Here is an 18,695-nt window from a genome sequence, read left to right on the forward strand (position 1 = left end):
TCAGACTATGGTGCTGTGAACTTTCGTTAGGCAGAATTGGTCAATGCCGTTCATGAGAAAGCGGGGGCTATCGCTGGAGGACCAGGTCCTGGAGCTGGCCGTCCAGGAATTCCGGGCCCGCGGCTTTGAATCCCGGGTCGAGGGAACAGGTGATGACACGGCGCTCACCCTGCTCGATCCCGCTGGGCAGGAAAGCCACACGTTCATGCTCAAGAACACCTTCGACATGGCCCGCCGCACCCCTCCTGACGAATGGCCCCAGCTGGTGGCATACCGCATCGGCTCCGTCAGCGATGCGCTGTCAGCGCCCGAACCATCGGATCTGACGCCCGAGCAGCTGAGAGCTCAGATCAGGACTCGCCTGTACCCGCCTGAGGCGGGTCGCAGCTCGTATGAGCGGGTCATCGCCGAGGGCCTGGCCCTCGCGTTGACTCTCGACTTCCCGACGACCGTCGTGACCCTGACCGACCAGAACATCGAGGGCATCGCGCTCCCGCTCGACGAGCTGTATGCCGTCGGGCAGGCCAACACCGATTGCGAACCCATCGACGACCGGTTCGACCTGTCCGAGAATGTCTCAGCATTCACGGGGGAGTCGTTGTTCGTCGCCTCTCGTGCCGCCAACTGGGCCAGCCTGGTGCCGGAGGTCGTCGGACCGGCTCCGCTGGGTGTGGCCTTCGGGGTGCCCAGCCGGGAGGTCGTGTTCTACTCGGTCCTGCGTCACGCGGACTGGGCGGACCAGATCAGGGAACTGGCCTACCGGTTGAGCGACTACATCTCCGACCCCCGGTACACCCATCCCGGCGGGGTGGTCAGCGACAGCATCTATTACGCCTCGCCAGAGGGCGCAATCAGTCAGTTGGCCTTCTTCGCGAACCCGCAGGAGCTGGTGATGATTCCCGATCCGGGGTTTGAGCGGCGTTTCGTGAGCAGCTGAGGGACTCCGCGGCTACCTCGCTCCTGGCCCTGTGAGACCTCCTGGGAAAACGCCGAGTCGTGGGTTTGGCGCGGATCGTGCTCAGCCCGGTTTCGTCGTCATCCGGCGGGTGGCGATGTCGGCCACCAGTGCGCTGTCCAGCATCATCAGGGCACGCCGCATGCTGACGCCGTCGATGCCCTCGACCGTGTCGATGCGTGGCTTGGTCGGAGTCCCCGTGGGGCGCTGCGCCACCAGCGTCGCGACGGCGTCCAGTCGGTCTGTGATGTCTCGGCTGAGCATGTGCCTGGCGCGGCCTCGCTGCGACAGTTCGACGGCGAATGCTTCGTGCTCGTCGATGACCTTGGGGTCCTCGCTCAGCAGCATGGTGCCGGTGGAGCGCAGCAGCTGCAGCCCACGGGCCAGGTCGCCGCCGCCGAACTCGGCGACGGCGTCACGCAGGATCGGGTTCTTGTCCCCGACCTCCTCCGCCAGCAGCACCAGATGTGCTCCCATGATGCGCTCCTTGTGGCGGGTGTGTTCGTCCTCGCAGCTGAGGTGGTGGCGTTCCTGGTCGGGGCTAGACATGGCGGTGGCGTCGAGCAGTTCTCCGGGCCGGTCGTCGAGGGTCTCCCGCAGCCGCAGCGGCTTGATGCACAACGTCGCAGCCAGCGACAGCGTCGTCAGCAACGGCAGCAGCAGGAACACCGACGACATCGCATCGGCCAGGGCGGAGCGCAGCACATCGGCCAGCGGCGCCGGCAGACCCGCCAGCGACTCCGGTGTCAGCACGACGTTCGGATCCAGGCCCTCCGGTGGCGTCAGCGCCCGCAGTTCAGGAGTCAGACGGTTGTCGATTCCGCCCATCAGGTGGGTGGTCATGATCGTCCCGGCGATGGCGGTGCCCAGCGTCGAGCCGATGTTGCGGAAGAACTGCAGGCCTGATGTGGCGACCCCGAGGTCACGGCGCTGCACGGCGTTCTGGATGGCGAGCACATACAGCTGGAAGCTCATGCCGTAGCCAAGCCCGTAGATGGCCGTGGTCAGCAACGCCTCCAGCGAGGTGGACGAGGAGCTGAGGCGCATCACCAGGATGGCGCCCACCACTTGAATGGCGCTGCCTGCCGCCACGAATTCCTTGTAGTGACCGGTGCGGGTGACGAGGTTGCCTATGACGATGCCGGTGGAGAACAGCACCACATTCATCGGGATCAGGATCAGCCCAGACTCGGTGGCGCTGACACCCAGCACACCCTGCGCGTAGACCGGCACGTAGATCATCACCACGAACATCGACATATTCATGAAGAAGGCCCCGCTGCTGGCGGTGACGAAGACGCTGTTGCGCAGCAGGCGCAGCGGGATGATCGGCTCGGTGGCACGCCGCTCCACCAGCACGAAGGCGATGGTGAAAGCCGCGCCGATGGCTAGCAGCACCAGCACCTCCGGCCGTAGCCAGCCAAGGGATCCCCCGAGTGAGATCCCGAGCAGGCCTGATGTGACGGCCACCGTCATCGTCGAGATCCCGGCGTGGTCGATCGTGCCGTTCACGTCGGCCTCGGGCACCTTGAGGTGTCGCAGGATGATGATCAGCGCGGTCAGGCCGACCGGCATGGAGATGTAGAACAGCCACCGCCAGCTGTAGGCGTCGGTGATCCAGCCACCGATCAGCGGTCCTGCGGCCTGTGAGGCTCCCATCACCGCACCCATGTAACCCTGGTATTTGCCACGCTGCCTGGGCGGGATGATGGCCCCAAGAATGGTCTGCGACAGCGGCAGCAGGATACCCATCCCGGCTCCCTGGATGGCGCGGGAGAAGATCAGGAAGGGGAAGTTCATCGCCATGCCGGACAGCGCGGACCCGGCGAGGAACAGTCCCAGCCCGAGGATGTAGAAGCGCCGGCGCCCGAAGATGTCGGACAGCTTCCCGCTGACCGGCGTGATGACCGCCGAGACCAGCATCACGATCGTCGAGAGCCAGGAATACCAGGCCAGACCGCCGAGGTCCGCGACGATCCGTGGGATGGCGGGGGAGACGATGGTCTGGCTGATCGACGCGGTGAACATCCCCACCACAAGTCCCGCATATGCCCATCTGACGGCGTGGAAGTCGAAACTGGCTGATGGATTCCCGGTTACCTGGCCCACGCCTTCGCTCATGAGGCCGAAGGTACACCTCACCTGGCGGCGTGATCTGGAAGGCCGGGCTGTTGAATCAGGGCAATAGCCTGGGGTGGGCATGAAGTTTTGAGGAAGGAGCCTTTGATGTCGCGCATCGTCATCGTCGGTGGCCATGGGAAGGTCGCCCTGCTGCTCGCGCCGCTTCTTACGGGGCGTGGCGACCAGGTGGTCTCCCTGATCCGCGACCCAGCCCAGAGCGGCGACGTCACCGCTGCGGGAGCCGAGCCCCTGGTGTTGAGCGTTGAGGAGGCCGGGCTGGGGGATCTCACCCAGGCCTTCGAGGGCGCTGATGCTGTGGTGTGGTCGGCGGGTGCTGGCGGCAAGGGCGGACCGGAGCGGACCGACGCCATCGACCGGGTCGCCGCCATTCGCAGCATGGAGGCGGCAGCGGCCGCGGGGGCCCGGCGCTATGTGATGGTCTCGTTCATCGGCTCCCATGGGGAGATCGCCGAGGATCACCCGCTTCTCGCCTACGCGCTGGCCAAACTCGCTGCCGATCGCCACCTCCAGACCACGGACTTGGACTGGACGATCCTCGGTCCCGGTCTCCTCACTCTCGACGAGCCCACCGGGAGGATCACGCTGGGGCGTTCAGTGGATGGGATGGGCGCGAACTACCCGACTTCTCGCGCCAATGTCGCCGCGGTGATAGCAGCCGCCCTCAGCGATGACAGGACCATCGGCAAGGTCATCCCCTTCTGCGACGGCGACGTGCCCATCGCCGAGGCCCTGGCTGATGTGCCGGCCGAGTTCGCCGACCTTTCCTGAGACGAAGAGACTGAGATCTGCAAGAAAAACTTGGGCTCCCGGCTTTGCTGCCGGGAGCCCAAGTTACTCAGCGGAGGATACGAGATTCGAACTCGTGAGGGCGTGAACCCAACCCGCTTTCCAAGCGAGCGCCATAGGCCTCTAGGCGAATCCTCCGCCGGGAACCATACCCGAGGTCGCGGGCTGGGGCAAACCTGGTGGTATCCCGTGGTTGTCAGTGGTGGAAGCCGGATTGCCTGGCGGCTGAGGGCATGGGGGCGGTCAGGGCGTTGAGATAGCCGACCTCGGTACGCAGGTCCTCCAGGAAGGCTTGCGCGAGGTCGTGGCTGAACCCGTTGCGGACCACGACGCGCTGCACCAGGACGTCAGCCAGGTCATCGGGCAGGGGATAGGTGGGCACCAGCCAGCCTTTCATGCGTAGCCGGTCAGAGAGGTCGTGCAGTTCCCAGCAGCGTCCCGGGCGCTGGGCGAGGCGCCAGGCGAAGACGGGAATGCCGGTGCCGTCGCTGCACAGCTCGAAGTCATCCATCGCTCCGATCTGGTCCGCCAGGAACGTCGCCACCGCCTGCGACGTCTCGTGCACCCGCCGGTACCCGTCGGCCCCCAGCCGTAGGAACAGGTAGTACTGGAGCAGCACCTGCGACCCAGGCCGGGAGAAATTCAACGCGAAGGTCGGCATATCTCCGCCCAGGTAGCTGACGCGGAACACCAGGTCCTCGGGCAGGTCATCGGTGGTGCGCCACACCGCCCAGCCCAGCCCGGGGTAGACCAGTCCATATTTGTGCCCCGACGTGTTGATGGACGCCACCCGCTCCAGCCGGAAGTCCCAGACCAGGTCCGGTTGCAGGAACGGCGCCACCATCGCGCCCGACGCCCCGTCGACGTGGATCTTGACGTCGAGCCCGGTCGTGGCCTGGATGCGGTCCAGGGCGGCCGCTATCTCGGCCACCGGCTCGTAGCGTCCCGTGTAGGTGACCCCCAGGATCGCCACCACGCCGATGGTGTTCTCGTCGACGTAGTTCTCCAGGCTGTGCCCGTCGAGCACTGGGTGTTCCTCACTGACCGGCACGTAGCGCGCTTCGACGTCCCAGTAGTTGCAGAACTTCTCCCAGCACACCTGCACCGCGCTGGACATCACCAGGTTCGGGCGGTCTGTGGGTTTCTCAGCCGCGCGGCGGGCCTGCTGCCAGCGGCGCTTCAGGGCTAGCCCACCGAGCATCGCCGCCTCCGACGATCCGATCGTCGAGGTGCCGATCGCATGTTCCGGGTCGGGGGCATGCCACAGATCGGCGAGCATCTGCCAGCACCGGGTCTCGATCTCGGCGGTGCGCGGGTACTCGTCCTTGTCGATCATGTTCTTGTCCGCCGACTCGACGAGGAGCCGGCTCGCGTGATCGTCCATCCAGGTGCCGACGAAGGTGGCCAGGTTGAGACGGGCGTTGCCGTCGAGCATCGCCTCGTCGTGGACGATCTGGTACGCGGTCTCCGGCAGCGACTCGCCTTGTGGAAGCCGTGTTCTCGGTAGCTCGGTGGCCTCACCGGGGCGGGCGAAGAGCGGATTCAGCTTTACCTGGCTGGGAGCGTTGGACGGTGTTGGGCGGGGGCGTGGCGGTCTCATAGCTACCTCGATTCGCTGGGCGAGGGTGTTAAGTCGATCTTGCCTCAAGAGACCGGGAATGTCCCGGGAACCGGGGAACTTCAGAGCACCATGGCCGCCACCCAGCCTGCGGCCAGCAGCGGCAGGTTGAAGTGCAGGAAGGTGGGGATGACGGTGTCGCGCATGTGGTCGTGCTGGCCGTCGGCATTGAGGCCGGCGGTGGGGCCGAGGGTGGAGTCGGAGGCGGGGGAGCCCGCGTCGCCCAGGGCGCCTGCCGTGCCGATGATCGAGACGGTCGCTAGGGTTGAGAAACCCAGCGCACCGCACAACGGGACGTAGATGGCCGTGATGATCGGCAGGGTGGAGAACGACGACCCGATGCCCATCGTCACGAGCAGCCCGACGAAGAGCATCGCGAAGGCGGCCATGGCTTTGTTGTCGCCGAACAGCCCGGCGGTTGCCTGGACGAGCGGGTCGACCTGCCCGGATGCCTTCATCACTGACGCGAACCCCTGTGCCGTGATCATGATGAAACCGATCAGAGCCATCATGCGCATGCCCGAGGTGAACACCTCGTCAGCCTCCAGGCGCCGCACCACCCCTGTTGCGATGAAGATGAAAAGACCCACCAGGGCGCCGACGAGCAGCGGATCCGCCTTGGAGCCGCTGACGGTCAGCCAGGACTGGATGGCGAAGCTGCCGAGGATCGCGACCACCGCGACGATCACTTTCGGACGGCTGATCTCCGCTGGCGCGCTCACATCGATCTTCGCGCCGGGGTCGTAGTCGCGTGGTGCCCGGTAGGTCACCAGGACCGCGATCAGCAGGCCCGCAACCATGCCGAGGGCTGGGATGCCCATCGCTGCCATCACGTTGACGCCCTGGACGTCGAGTCCCGCATTGGCGATGTTGCCCAGCAGGATGTCCTCCAGGAAGATCTTCCCGAAACCGAGCGGCAGGTACATGTAGGTGGTCACCAGGCCGAAGGTGAGGACGCAGGCCACAGCGCGGCGATCGAGCCGCAGCTTGGTCATGATCACCAGCAGCGGCGGGATCAGCAGCGGAATGAACGCGATGTGGACGGGGATCAGGTTCTGGCTCATCACAGCCATCGCGGCCAGGCCACCCAGCATGCCCCACTTCACCCAGAAGGTGGTCCTCTGCCCGGCGTCCTGGCCATCGAGACGGCGGATGAGGACGTCGGCCAGCAACTGCGTCAGGCCGGAATGGGCGACGGCCATCGCGAAAGCGCCGAGCAGCGCGTACGACAGGGCGATTCGCGCACCTCCCGCCAGGCCTTCCTGGAAGGCCACCATCGTCGCCTCCAGTCCGATCCCCGAGAGCAGGCCACCCACCACAGCGCCCAGGAACAGCGACAAGACGACATGCACCCGGAGGGTCGCGAGTATCAGCATCACCAGGACGGCGGCCACCACGGCATTCATTCGGGTCCTCTCCAATCGACGGCAGGAGCCTAGCGCTGTGCGTCGTAATTTAGCCGGTGTTTTCCCTCCGGATCCGCGGTGCCTGGGCTGAGGCTCATCTCGCCCACGGTGCGGCCCGGTGGTGTTTCGCTCGGTTGTCTTGGTGCATCATCCGCCCTGGTGGAGCTGTCCTTGCTCTAGGGCATCTGAGCGAGACGACACCTAGCGTGGATCTCATGTACACTCGTCAGCGGTTCCTCGCGTGGCGGTACCTCGCCCAATTCCCCCAGGGCCGGAAGGCAGCAAGGGTAAGTGAGCTCTTCCGGGTGCGCGAGGGGCCTTTTTCTTTTCTCGGGTCATTGCCCCTAGGGGCGCTTCCCTAGGGGATTGTGGGTGGTGGAAAGACCTTGGGCGGATGACGTGCTAGACAATGTCTAGCAGTATGGGGACGCTTTCAACCCCCAAGGAGCGTCCATGCTGATTTTCAGAAGACTTGCCCCTCTGCTTCCGCTGATAGGTGTTGTGCTGGCGGTCTTGGTTACCGCCGGCATCATGGCCGTGCCCCGGCCGGTGGCGTGTGATGCCGACCCGCGGGAGTTCTCCGCCGAGCGTGCCATGAGCCATATTGAGACCCTGGCCGACGAACCCCACAGCCTCCTGGATCGCGAGGCGCACGCCAGGGCCCGCGATGACGTCATTGCGATGTTCACGGAGCTGGGCTACCAGCCCGAGATCCATGCCCATCCGATGAAACTCCAGCAATTCCCCGGCGTCGAGAAGCTTGACGGGGTGAACGCCGAATCGATCGTGGTGCGGATTCCTGGGACTTCGGATCGCACCCTCATGATGATGGCCCACTATGACTCCGCCTTCTCCAGCGAATCTACTGCCACTCTGGAGCCTGGGACCTCTCATGGGGCGGCCGACGATGGTTACGGTGTCGCCACCATCGTCGAGACCCTGCGGGCGCTGCGGGCCGAGGGGCGTCAGCTGGCCAACAGCCTGCTGGTCGTCATCACTGATGCGGAGGAAGCCGGCATGGTCGGCGCTACCAACGAGTTTGAATATCACAGCGCCGACTACAACAACGTGGAGCTAGTCATCAACATCGAGGCGCGCGGCATGAACGGCCCTGCTCTGATGTTCGAGACCAGCCGGGACAATGCCGCACTGCTCGACCTGTTTCTAAGGTACGCCCCGGATCCGGTCACTACATCGATGCTGCCTTCGGTCTACCGAATGATGCCGAACGGAACCGACCTGTCCATCCCATTAAGCCACGGATTCACCGGCCTGAATATCGCTGCCATCGGGGAAGGCGACCACTATCACCATGCCACCGACTCTCCAGAGTTCGTCGACCTGGGTTCTCTTCAGCATTACGGCAACCAGGTACTTGCGGTGAGCCGTGCCTGGCTTTTCGACGCCAACGCTCCTCAGCTTGAGGCTGACTCCGATGCCGATTTCTTCCCGGTCTGGCGAGGTGTGGTGGTGCGCTATCCGACGCAGGTTGGGATCGGTATCGGCGTCGCGGCCGTAGCGCTGGCCGTCGCAGCCATCGTCCTGCGGACCCGGTCCGAACACTGGCGCCGGGTGCTGGGAACGGTTTGGGGACTGGTGTGGCGCAGCACGGTAATCGGCGCCGCGGCGTGGCTGGTGCAGCAGGGGGTCTCTGCGCTCGGCTGGGGTCCTCCCGCTGGGGGGTTGGGGCCGAACCCGCTGCTGGACTGGGAGTTCTGGGGAATTGCGATCGCCGGTATTGGCTGGCTTGCCTGGTTCCTGGTCCAGCGCTGGCGGGCTGGGCTGAAGGATGAGACGACGGCGGCGGTGCTGTCGCTGCTAGCCATTGGCGCAGTGGTCTTCATGATCGTGATGCCGGGTGGGGCCTACACGGTCACTCTCACGCTCGCTGTGACGGCACTCACCGTGCTGCTGCCGATGCCCTGGCGCCTGCCTGCCGCGGCTCTCAGCGCACTGGCTGTCGGGGTGCTGTTTAGTATGCCGATCATGCTGGTGCACATGTCCATGAGCATGAACCAGCTGGCGGTCCCTGTGCTGTTCAGCATCATCCCGGTGGGGGCATTGACGCTGCTGGTTCTGCAATCCATTCCAGAGCGGGCCAGCGCGCGATAGTCGTCTTGGGCAAGGCCCCACAGATCCCGACGTTTCCCTATCGGCGGGATCTGCACCGGCCCGGCCGCCACCTGGCCTGGACTACGATGCGGTGTTCCCCGGATGCGGAATACAATCGTATTTCCAAGCAGGAGGGCTCGTTCTTCCGAGCAGAAGTGGGGAATTTTTCTACTATGGGTCAGCGATCTCCCAGTTGCAGGTGCTCCCAGGAGCGTGCGGTGAGGAATGCTCCAGCGATCCCCACTGCCAGTGGTAGCGCCAGGGCGAGTGGATCTGTCCCGCTGCCCGGAGTGGCCCAGAGGACCGGCACCGCCCATGGGATGAAATTTCCTATCCCGAATCCGGACGCGAGGTTCGTGACGACGACCACGCCCAGGGTGCCAGCGATCCCCGTCAGATAGCCGCGCCCCAGGGTGGCGAACCAGGCCACCGGCAGCGCGCTGACGCCGAGGAGGACCCCAGACAGGGTGATGACCCCCACGCTAGCCGCAGCCCCAGCCGGGGCCAGTCCGAGGCAGATCCCCGCCAGGCCAGTCAGCAGACCGGACGCGACAGCCAGCAGCGACGCCCAGGCCGCCGCGGCCAGGACCTTCGCCAGAGCGATCGCCGAGCGGCTGACGGGCAGCGCGAACAGGCCGACGACGGTGCCGTCGGTGAATTCACGGCCAACGAGCCAGGCCATGACGATCCCGGCCGCGAGCAATGACGTGACGCCGGTGCTGACTGCGGCGAGCGCCGTCAGTCCGGTCCAGCCGCCGGTGGTCATGAGGCTGGCTGCCTTTGAGCCCATCTGGCTGCCGGGAGCCAGCGTGGCCGCCGCATAGCCGCCTGCGACGGTGAGCGTGACCAGAAGCAGGGCTGCTGTCGTCGCCACCCGTGTCACGGTGGCCTGCATGAGTTTGCGGGTCTCAATGGCTAGTACCTGGCGTGGGATGATCATCGCGTCTGCTTCTCTGCGGCCAGGACTGTTTCGAAGAACCGGGCCTCAAGATCCGGGCCATCGGGCCTCAGGGAGTCGACGACATGCCCGGCATGCAGCACATCGACGCGGTGCGCGATGCGCGCGAGCTCGTCGAAATGATGGCTCGTCACCAGCACGGCGGTGCCGTCATGGGTCAGGTCCGTGATGAGGCCGCGCAGCCCGGCGATCGCCAGGGGGTCCAGCGCGTTTGTCGGCTCGTCGAGGATCAGCAGCCGGGGACGGTGGGCCATGGCCGCCACCAGTCCCACCTTCTGGCGGGTACCCAGGGACAGGCGTCGCGCCGGGACGTCCAGCCAGTCGGTCAGGCCGAGGCGGCCGGCGAGCTCAGCGATGCCGGATGCGAGGGCGGCGGGGTCGTGACCGTGCAGGATGGCGGAGGCGATGATGTTCTGCCGGGCCGTCAGCTCAGGGTAGGAGAACGGGGTCTCGACCAGGTGCCCGACGCTACGCCAGATGTCGTGGCTGGCGCTCGGGGTCTTCCTCCCCAGGACCTCGACCGTCCCGGAATCGGGGCGCAGCATTCCCAGGGCGATGCGCAGGGCGGTCGTCTTGCCTGCCCCGTTGAGGCCAGCCAGGGCATGGCACTCCCCGAGATGCACGACGAGGTCCAGGCCGCTCAGGACCCTCCGGGCTCGCAGGGAGCGGGTGACTGCCCGGAGCGCCAGCGCGACGCTCATCCCGCACCCCCCGCCAGGCCTGACAACCCTCTCCGCAGGGCCTGGGCGGCCGATTCGCGGGCTGGTTCCGAGGCCCAGGCCAGGAGCAGTGCCGTGGCGGCCCCGATCACAGCTCCCGCGGCCGCACGGGCGTCGGCGGGGTCAGTGCCTTGGGCGGTCAGCTCCTGGCAGATCGCGTCCTGTGTGGCCTGTCCGGACGCCCAGGCCGCCGATCTCAGCGCGCCGGTGGTGGCGATCAGCTCGATGCGCCTGCGGAACCCATCCGAGGCCAGCTCGGCGCTGGCCTCGTCGCCGGCCAAGGCGGTGAGCAGTCCCCGGGTCGCGCGTTCCAGGGGTGGGAGGTCAGTGGGCTGCGCCGCGACAGCGGTTGCGATGACAGGGTCGAACAGATCACCCACGACCACGGACTCCTTGGTGGGGAAAAGCCGAAAGAAGGTCATGTGGGAGACCCCCGCGGCTGCCGCGATCTGCGCGACCGAGGTCTGCGCATAGCCGTGTTCCTGGAAGAGTCTCAGGGCGGTGTCCTGAAGCCTGGCCCGGTTGTGGGCTGCAGCGGTTCGCATGCGTCGATGTTAGCAAATAACTGTTATTGAGTAACAGTGATGGTTGTGAGGACTGACCGGACCGCCGGCTGGCGTACAAGAGTCGGTGGCCTCCAATACAGTTGGTCGCGTGGATGACGAGTACGACGGCGAACCCGAAGACGAGTACGCGCCCCTAGACGAGGGATATTTCGGCGAGCCCTCCTACGAGCAGGAGGGTCCTGGGCTCTTTGATGAGCCCAGGGAACCTGCCCCCGCGCCCGGGGCGCCATCGCGCTCGGCCGTGGATGCCCAGGAGACGCGTCCCGAGCTGGCCTCTCCGCCGCTGGCTCTCTACCGCCGCTACCGTCCGGATGCGTTTTCCGAGGTGATCGGCCAGGACCACGTCACCGTGCCGCTGATGCGGGCGCTCGACAACAATCGCGTCAACCATGCCTACCTGTTCTCCGGGCCGCGTGGCTGCGGCAAGACCACCTCCGCGCGTATCCTGGCGCGCTGCCTCAACTGCGAGCAGGGCCCCACTTCGACGCCCTGCGGGACCTGTCGTTCCTGTCAGGACCTGGCCCGGGGCGGACCGGGCAGCATCGACGTGATCGAGATCGACGCCGCCAGCCACGGCGGTGTCGAGGACGCCCGAGACCTGAGGGAACGCGCCTTCTTCGCCCCGGTGCACAGCCGCTACAAGATCTACATCGTCGACGAGGCCCACATGGTCACCACCGCGGGTTTCAACGCGCTGCTGAAACTCGTCGAGGAACCCCCGCCGCACGCGAAATTCGTCTTCGCCACTACGGAACCGGAGAAGGTCATCGGCACCATCCGGTCGCGCACCCACCACTACCCGTTCCGCCTGGTGCCGCCGCGTCTGCTTGGTGAATACCTGTCCGAGATCTGCTCCACGGAGGGAGTGGTGGTGGAGCCGTCGGCCCTCCCGCTGGTAGTGCGCGCGGGGGGTGGGTCGGTGCGGGATTCCCTGTCGGTGCTGGACCAGCTGCTCGGCGGCGCCGGTCCGGAGGGTGTCTCCCACGACCAGGCGGCGGCGCTGCTCGGATTCACCCCGGATGCGCTGCTCGACGAGATCGTCGACGCCTTTGCGGCAGGCGATGCCGCGGGTGTGTTCCGCAGCATCGACAAGATCATCGAGATCGGCCAGGATCCGCGTCGTTTCGCCGAGGACCTGCTACGCCGGCTGAGGGACTTGGTGATCCTCGCCGCCGTGCCGCAGGCCGCCGAGAACGGCATGCTGGAGGTCTCTGCAGACCAGGCGCAGCGCCTCGCCACGCAAGTCGCGGGCATGGGCGCGGGCGAGCTGACCCGAGCCGCCGAGGTCATCGCCGACGGCCTTACCGCTATGCGCGGCACCACCGCACCCCGCCTCCACCTGGAGCTGATGTGCGCAAGGGTCCTGCTGCCCGGCGCCGACACCGATGAGCGCGGCCTCCATGCCCGGATGGACCGGCTGGAGCGACGGGTCGGGATGATCGGCGACGGCGTCGGGCAGCAGCCGGCCCGGCAGGAGCCTGTTCCGCCGGCCCAGCCGGCAGTCGCGCGGCAGCCGGCCCCTGGTCAGCGTCAGGGTGGGCAGACACCCCCGTCTGAGCCCGAACCGCAGCAGCAAGCACCGTCCCCAGCTGGGCCAGCCCAGCCTGCGCAGCAGCAACCCGGACGGCCTCGCCGCCGCCCGGCAGGGGCCCCGCCACGTGGCCCGCAGGCCTCAGCCCCCCAGCAGCCGCGTCCCGCTGCGCCGGAACCATCCGTCCCCAGCCAGGCAGGCCGGGTCCTGGCGGCAGCAGAACTGCGGCAGGTCTGGCCCAATGTCCTGGAGGCGGTGAAGCGGCATCGCCGCTTCGCCCACATGATGCTGAGTAAGCACGCACAGGTGTTGGACGTCACCGACGGACAGCTGCTGCTCGGCTTCAGCGATGCCGGGGCGCGGGAGAACTTTGCCTCATCCGGGGTCAACGACCTGCTGGTCAAATCGATTATCGAGGTCATCGGCATCGAGGTGCGCGTCCAGGCCGTGATGTCCGGTGCCAACGAACGTCCCGCCCAGTCCGAGCAGCAACCAGCGGCCGCCGCTCCTGTTCAGCAGCCAGGCCAGCAGCAGGAACCACCTCCGGAGCCTAGGCAACCCTGCCGCCGCCCCGAGCCGACCCCACCCTCACCCCCGGAACGTGAGACGGAACCCGAGGTGGCCGAGGACGACCAGAACCTGGAGAACGCCGACGAGCTGGCCGCCAAGCTGCTGGCTGCTGAGCTGGGGGCTGAGATCATCGAGGAAGAACCGCTCGCCTGACCGGGGGTGTCACAGACGGCACCTATCATTGAGCGCGACGAAAGGACATCATGATCGAAGGACTCGACATGAATGCGCTGCTGGCCCAGGCTCAGCAGATGCAGGAACAGATGATCGCTGCCCGTGACGGCCTGGCCGGTAAGGAGTTCGAGGGCACCGCGGGAGGAGATCTCGTTACGGTGAAGCTCAATGGCCTGGGTGAGATGCTGGACGTGACCATCGCGCCAGCCGCCTGCGACCCGGAGGACACCGAGAGCCTGTCCGCGATGATCGTCGCTGCCTTCCGGACCGCCCGCCAGCAGGTCGAGGCCGCGGCCGAGGCCGTTGCGCCGCAAATGCCGGGGATGGGTTTCTGAGTTGTATGAAGGCCCCATACAGGAGCTGATCGACGAGCTGAGTCGCCTGCCAGGCATCGGCCCGCGGGGGGCGCAGCGTATCGCCTTCCACCTGCTCGACGCCCCCGAGGAGGAGGTCTTCCAGCTGGCGGACGTGCTGCGGCGCGTCAAGGAGGCGGCGCGGTTCTGTGAGGTGTGTTTCAACGTCTCGCAGGAGACCAGGTGCCGGGTTTGCCGTGATCCGCGCCGTGACAGGTCGCTGCTGTGCGTGGTGGAGGAGTCGAAGGACGTCGTGGCCATCGAGCGTACCGGCGAGTTCCGCGGCACCTACCACGTGCTGGGCGGCTCGATCTCGCCGATCGATGGGCGTGGCCCCGGTGACTTGCACACCCGGGAGCTGTTCCAGCGTCTTGCCGACGGGACCGTCACCGAGGTGATCCTCGCCACCGACCCCGACACCGAGGGCGAGGCGACGGCCTCCTACCTGGGGCGGATGCTCCGTGACTTTGGCGTGCGCGTCACCCGTCCCGCTTCCGGCCTGCCGGTCGGCGGCGACATCGAGTACGCCGACCAGGTGACCCTCGGCCGCGCCTTCGAGGGGCGGCGCTCCATGTTTGGCGAGGAGCCCGCTCAGATGGGGCCGGACCAGCCGGCGTCATCGTCAACGCCCGCTGAGGCCGTGAAGCCCAACGCTCCAGGTGATCAGGAGGTCCCCGAGTCTCAGGACGCGGACCGCGAGCCAGACCGGCCTGCGTCCGCCTTCGCGTCGGTGGTGCGGTAATCCCTGCCTCTGCTGTCCGCTGCTGATCTGCACATGGGGCCAGGGGCAACGGATTTCGGTGAGGGCGGCTTCAGACGCACGCCCACCCGTCACGCCGAGCGGCGGCTGCACTGATGTGCACGCAGCTTGTGAACATGTGTGCAACTGGCAAAGCTATCTATAAAAGAGCGAAGGAGCCCAGAATGACCATCCTGTCTCAGGAACAGCGTGCCGCCTCCCTTGAGGCCATGACCTCTCAGAAGTTCGACGTGCTCGTCATCGGAGGCGGGGTCACCGGGGCGGGGATTGCCCTCGACGCCGCGTCGCGTGGCCTGAGCATCGCCGTCATCGAGGGCCAGGATTGGGCGTCCGGCACCTCATCGCGTTCGTCGCGGCTGGTGCATGGCGGGCTCCGCTACCTCTATAACCTCGACTTCAAGCTGGTCGCCGAGGCACTCAGGGAACGCGGCCGGCTGCTGACCACGATTGCCCCGCACCTGGTTGAGGCCCAGCCTTTCCTGTGGCCGCTCAAGACCCCCGTCATCGAGCGCGCCTACTCCGCAGTCGGCGTCGGCATGTACGACGCCCTCGCGCGCATCGGCTCCAAGGGTCGCAAGACGGTGCCGATTCAGCGGCACCTCTCGAAGGCCGGGGCCATGCGGCGGTTCCCGCAGATCAAGAGCGACGCCCTCATCGGCGCCATCGAGTTCTACGACGCCCGGGTCGATGACGCCCGTCTGGTGATCACGCTGATCCGCACCGCCATGAAGTACGGGGCCGCCGCCGCCAGCCGCGTCAAGGTGACCGAGATCCTCAAGGACGGCCGTGGACGTGCTAGCGGGGTGAAGGCTGTGGATCTGGAGAACGGCAGCGAGTTCACCATCGAGGCGGATCGGATCATCAACGCCACCGGCGTGTGGACGGAGGAGACCCAGGACCTTGCGGGCGGTACCGGTGGCCTCAAGGTGCTGGCCAGCAAAGGCATCCACATCGTCGTCCCGCGGGAACGCCTCAAGGCAGGCACGGGCCTGTTCCTGCGCACCGAGAAGTCGGTGCTGTTCATCATCCCGTGGCAGCACTACTGGGTGATCGGCACCACCGACACCGCCTGGCACGAACAGCTCAAGCACCCCGTGCCCACTGCTGAGGACATCGACTACGTGCTGGCCCATGCCAACGAGGTGCTCGACCCGCCGCTGACCCGCGACGACATCATCGGCACCTACGCCGGCCTGCGGCCGCTGCTCCAGCCGAAGGTGCTGGACGAGTCGAAGTCCACGAAGGTCTCACGCGAGCACACCGTCAGCGAGGTGATTCCTGGCATGGTGGCCATCGCGGGCGGAAAGCTCACCACCTACCGGGTGATGGCGGAGGACGCCGTCGATTTCGCGCTGGGCAAGGCGCTGGCGAAGTCGCGGCCGTCGGTGACGGCGCAGCTTCCGCTGCTGGGGGCTGAGGGATTCGAGGCGGCCGCCAACCAGGCCCGCCGGCTGGGTGCCAAGTACGGTTTCGACGCCGCCCGGCTGCAGCACCTGGTGCATCGCTACGGCTCCGAGCTGCCCGATCTGTTCGCCACGATCGACGCCGACCCGTCCCTTGGAGAGCCCCTTGAGGCGGCTCCGCAGTTCCTGCGCGCCGAGGTGTACCGCGCCTGCGCTGTCGAGGGTGCCATGCACCTGGAGGACATCTTCGTCTCCCGCGTCCGGCTCAACTCCGAGGCCCGCGACCGCGGTGCCGCCGCCGTCGACGAGGTGGCGGACATCGCGGCCGCGGTGCTCGGCTGGGACGAGGAGCGCCTGGAGCGGGAGAAGACCAACTACCGGGAGCGCATCGCCGCCGAGCTGGCCGCGGAGGAGCAGCTCACCGACGCCGCCGCCTCAGCCGCTCGCATGGAGGCTCCCGACATCGTCGGCTGAATGCCGAAAAGTATTCGACGGTTCAGCCGCGCCTGCTCCGCTGGACCGTCGAATATCCCGGAGTCAGTCGAGTAACCCGCACTCGTGGGCGATCAGCACCAAGCCGACGCGGTCGCGCGCCTGGAGTTTTGCCAGCAGCCGGCCGATGTGGGTTTTGACGGTGCCCTCGGCCATGTAGAGGCGGGATCCTATCTCGGCGTTGTTGGCGCCGCGCGCCACCTCCATCAGCACCTCGCGTTCCCGGTCGGTCAGGCCGGTGAGGCGGGAGTCGTCGCGGGGCTTGCCGACCGGCAGCTTCGGTGCGACATGGTCGAGCAGACGGCGGGTTGCCGTCGGTGCGACCACCGCGCCACCCCGGGCGACGGTGCGGATCGCACCCAGTAGGTCGTCGGGCAGGGCATCCTTCAGCAGGAAACCGGAGGCGCCGTTGCGCAGCGCGGCGAAGACATACTCGTCGAGGTCGAAGGTGGTGAGCACCAGGACCTTGGTGTCGCCTCCTAGCTCGGTGATCTGGCGGGTGGCCTCGGTGCCATCCATAACCGGCATCCGGATGTCCATCAGCACGACATCCACCGGCTGAGTCTTCACCACCGTCACCGCGTCCGCCCCGTTCGACACCTCACCGACGGTCTCCATGTCGTCGGCGGAGTCGATCAGCATGCGGAATCCGCTGCGTACCAGCGACTGGTCGTCAGCCAGCAGCACCTTGATCATCCAATCCTCCTCACTTCAGCCAGCCCCTTCCCAGCTGGGAGGGCAAGGGCAGGCGAGCCCTCACCTCGTAGCCTCCACCGGTACGCGGACCTGCCTTGAAGGTACCGCCCATCGCCGCGACGCGCTCGCGCATCCCCCTGATGCCGGCGCCGTGTCCCTCGGACGCGGAGTGGACGCCGACGCCGTCGTCCGTGACACGGATGTCGATGGCCTCGGGTGCGCAGCTGATGGTCGCAGTGGCTTGGGCCGTGGGGCCGGCATGCTTGAGGAAGTTCGTCACCGACTCCTGCACCACGCGAAACGTCGTGAGTCCCAGAGAGTCGGGTACCGCAGGTAGCTCCTCCGGCATCTCAAGGGTGATGCGGGGGCCAGCCTTGGCCACCATCTCGGGGATCTGAGGCAGTGATGGCGAGGGTCCGAAGGTGGCGTCTGACTCGCCCCGCAGCAGGGAGACGATCCGCCGCATCTCTCCGATCGAGTTACGGCCGGTGCGGGCTATCACATCCAACGCCTCGACGGTGGCCTCAGGTTTCTTGGAGGCCAGGGCCTTCGCGCCCTCAGCCTGGACGACGATCACCGACAACGAGTGCGCCACCACGTCGTGTAGCTCACGCGCCACCTCGGCCCGGGCCCTGCCGTCGGCCAGCTCTGTGGCCTCCTGGGTGCTGCGGGTCCCTGCCAGGAAACGCTCCTCCGCGAGAGCCTCATCGAGTTCCGTCAGACGGCTCTGGGCTGCATACCGCCTCCCGAGCAGGTAGGCGTTGACGATCAGGGACAGGCACAGCGCGCTCAGCAACCCGACCGCCATGAACCGTAGCTCGGCAGGAATCTTTGCCATCCACGACAGTGGGCCAACGACGGAGGCTGCGACCCCGATGGGTACCACCACCAGGCTCGCAGCGCCGCTTAGATGCCTGGCCGCGGAGAACACGACCACCAGGACCACGAGGACAGCGGGGGTGGGGGAGGAGACCTGGACCACCATGCCGGTGCCCGCCGCCGCGCACACGGCCACGGCTAGTAGTGGATTGACGCGCCGGAACGCCAGGGAGACCACCATCAGCGTGGACCAGCCGATCGCTGCCGCATTCTCGGAGAGCCCCAGCAGAACCAGGGGAGCCACCAGCAGCAGGAACGCCCCCAGCGCCGCCGCCGCGTCAATCAGCAGGCGACGGTGTGTCTCGGAGAGGTCTGCCATCATGTTCGGCAAGCCTATTCAGTAGATGTCAGGGGCGGCGTCGGACCTTGGTCGCTGATCACCCCGGGCCGACCCCACTCCGGTCTTGAAACCAGCTACGGACATTTCGTTGGAAGGTAGGTTTGTCATCATGATCCGCAAACTGTTCTGGACCATCCTCCTGTTAGCCGGCGTCTGCATGGTCACGAGCCTGCTGGACCGGCGCCGTGCCGAGCAGCGCCGCCAGCTCTGGGCCGAGGCCACTGATCCCAGTTAG

At 66.7% G+C, this 18,695-nt stretch carries 15 protein-coding genes, 1 tRNA gene, 1 other RNA gene and 1 pseudogene; 9 read left to right on the top strand and 9 right to left on the bottom strand.

The features are described from left to right. Window positions 1-43 precede the first annotated feature (43 nt). Window positions 44-937, top strand: a complete 894-nt coding sequence (locus SK1NUM_RS03560) for a hypothetical protein (RefSeq protein WP_212325439.1) — start codon at window positions 44-46, stop codon at window positions 935-937. An 81-nt stretch (window positions 938-1,018) separates the two neighbouring features. Here the strand turns inward: SK1NUM_RS03560 and SK1NUM_RS03565 are convergent, their stop codons facing one another. Beyond that, window positions 1,019-3,076, bottom strand: a complete 2,058-nt coding sequence (locus SK1NUM_RS03565) for an MDR family MFS transporter (protein ID WP_212325441.1) — start codon at window positions 3,074-3,076, stop codon at window positions 1,019-1,021. 105 nt (window positions 3,077-3,181) lie between these two features. On the opposite strand from SK1NUM_RS03565, the gene SK1NUM_RS03570 reads away from it, so the two are divergent. Next, the gene (locus SK1NUM_RS03570; RefSeq protein ID WP_212325443.1) at window positions 3,182-3,865 is read left to right on the top strand and encodes an NAD(P)H-binding protein; all 684 of its coding nucleotides are present in this window, start codon (window positions 3,182-3,184) and stop codon (window positions 3,863-3,865) included. A 71-nt stretch (window positions 3,866-3,936) separates the two neighbouring features. Here the strand turns inward: SK1NUM_RS03570 and SK1NUM_RS03575 are convergent. From SK1NUM_RS03575 to SK1NUM_RS03585, 3 genes are all read right to left on the bottom strand, one after another. Then, window positions 3,937-4,021: transfer RNA gene (locus tag SK1NUM_RS03575), tRNA-Ser, on the bottom strand. 58 nt (window positions 4,022-4,079) lie between these two features. Beyond that, entirely contained in the window at window positions 4,080-5,483 is a 1,404-nt protein-coding gene (locus SK1NUM_RS03580; RefSeq protein WP_212325445.1) for a glutamate decarboxylase, read from the bottom strand. 80 nt (window positions 5,484-5,563) lie between these two features. Beyond that, window positions 5,564-6,907 carry a Na+/H+ antiporter family protein gene (locus SK1NUM_RS03585; RefSeq protein ID WP_212325447.1) on the bottom strand — a complete coding sequence of 448 codons (1,344 nt, stop codon included), beginning with the start codon at window positions 6,905-6,907 and terminating at the stop codon, window positions 5,564-5,566. 228 nt (window positions 6,908-7,135) lie between these two features. Here SK1NUM_RS03585 and ffs point away from each other — a divergent pair. Continuing rightward, an RNA gene (gene ffs / locus SK1NUM_RS03590) (signal recognition particle sRNA small type) lies at window positions 7,136-7,232 on the top strand. A gap of 128 nt (window positions 7,233-7,360) precedes the next feature. Beyond that, a complete protein-coding gene (locus SK1NUM_RS03595; protein ID WP_212325449.1) occupies window positions 7,361-9,019 on the top strand; it encodes a M20/M25/M40 family metallo-hydrolase in 1,659 nt (552 codons plus the stop codon). Window positions 9,020-9,197: 178 nt separating this feature from the next. On the opposite strand, the gene SK1NUM_RS03600 is transcribed toward SK1NUM_RS03595, so the two are convergent. From SK1NUM_RS03600 to SK1NUM_RS03610, 3 genes are read right to left on the bottom strand one after another with little or no spacing between them, the layout of a single operon-like run. Then, complete coding sequence (locus tag SK1NUM_RS03600; RefSeq protein WP_212325451.1) at window positions 9,198-9,959, bottom strand: ABC transporter permease; 762 nt, start codon at window positions 9,957-9,959, stop codon at window positions 9,198-9,200. Then, complete coding sequence (locus SK1NUM_RS03605; protein ID WP_212325453.1) at window positions 9,956-10,678, bottom strand: ABC transporter ATP-binding protein; 723 nt, start codon at window positions 10,676-10,678, stop codon at window positions 9,956-9,958. The genes SK1NUM_RS03600 and SK1NUM_RS03605 overlap by 4 nt, the downstream gene beginning before the upstream one ends. Continuing rightward, a complete protein-coding gene (locus SK1NUM_RS03610; RefSeq protein ID WP_212325455.1) occupies window positions 10,675-11,241 on the bottom strand; it encodes a TetR/AcrR family transcriptional regulator in 567 nt (188 codons plus the stop codon). The genes SK1NUM_RS03605 and SK1NUM_RS03610 overlap by 4 nt, the downstream gene beginning before the upstream one ends. A 109-nt stretch (window positions 11,242-11,350) precedes the next feature. On the opposite strand from SK1NUM_RS03610, the gene SK1NUM_RS03615 reads away from it, so the two are divergent. The 4 genes and pseudogenes from SK1NUM_RS03615 to SK1NUM_RS03630 all read left to right on the top strand — a co-directional run bounded on the left by SK1NUM_RS03615 (window position 11,351) and on the right by SK1NUM_RS03630 (window position 16,527). Continuing rightward, a complete protein-coding gene (locus SK1NUM_RS03615) occupies window positions 11,351-13,516 on the top strand; it encodes a DNA polymerase III subunit gamma and tau (protein WP_396020918.1) in 2,166 nt (721 codons plus the stop codon). Between the two features lie 50 nt (window positions 13,517-13,566). Continuing rightward, window positions 13,567-13,872 carry a YbaB/EbfC family nucleoid-associated protein gene (locus SK1NUM_RS03620; RefSeq protein WP_212325457.1) on the top strand — a complete coding sequence of 102 codons (306 nt, stop codon included), beginning with the start codon at window positions 13,567-13,569 and terminating at the stop codon, window positions 13,870-13,872. Window position 13,873: 1 nt separating this feature from the next. Further along, a pseudogene (gene recR, locus SK1NUM_RS03625) lies at window positions 13,874-14,526 on the top strand (recombination mediator RecR). Between the two features lie 288 nt (window positions 14,527-14,814). Continuing rightward, the gene (locus SK1NUM_RS03630; RefSeq protein ID WP_212325459.1) at window positions 14,815-16,527 is read left to right on the top strand and encodes a glycerol-3-phosphate dehydrogenase/oxidase; all 1,713 of its coding nucleotides are present in this window, start codon (window positions 14,815-14,817) and stop codon (window positions 16,525-16,527) included. A 63-nt stretch (window positions 16,528-16,590) separates the two neighbouring features. Here the strand turns inward: SK1NUM_RS03630 and SK1NUM_RS03635 are convergent, their stop codons facing one another. After that, window positions 16,591-17,241, bottom strand: a complete 651-nt coding sequence (locus SK1NUM_RS03635) for a response regulator (protein WP_212325461.1) — start codon at window positions 17,239-17,241, stop codon at window positions 16,591-16,593. Between the two features lie 10 nt (window positions 17,242-17,251). Beyond that, a complete protein-coding gene (locus SK1NUM_RS03640) occupies window positions 17,252-18,442 on the bottom strand; it encodes a sensor histidine kinase (RefSeq protein WP_212325463.1) in 1,191 nt (396 codons plus the stop codon). A 127-nt stretch (window positions 18,443-18,569) separates the two neighbouring features. Here SK1NUM_RS03640 and SK1NUM_RS15165 point away from each other — a divergent pair, with 127 nt between their 5' ends. After that, window positions 18,570-18,695 (top strand): hypothetical protein, encoded by a 126-nt coding sequence (locus SK1NUM_RS15165; RefSeq protein ID WP_263407062.1) that lies wholly within the window; start codon window positions 18,570-18,572, stop codon window positions 18,693-18,695.

It is taken from the genome of Arachnia rubra, assembly GCF_019973735.1.
GTDB classification, from domain to species: domain Bacteria; phylum Actinomycetota; class Actinomycetes; order Propionibacteriales; family Propionibacteriaceae; genus Arachnia; species Arachnia rubra.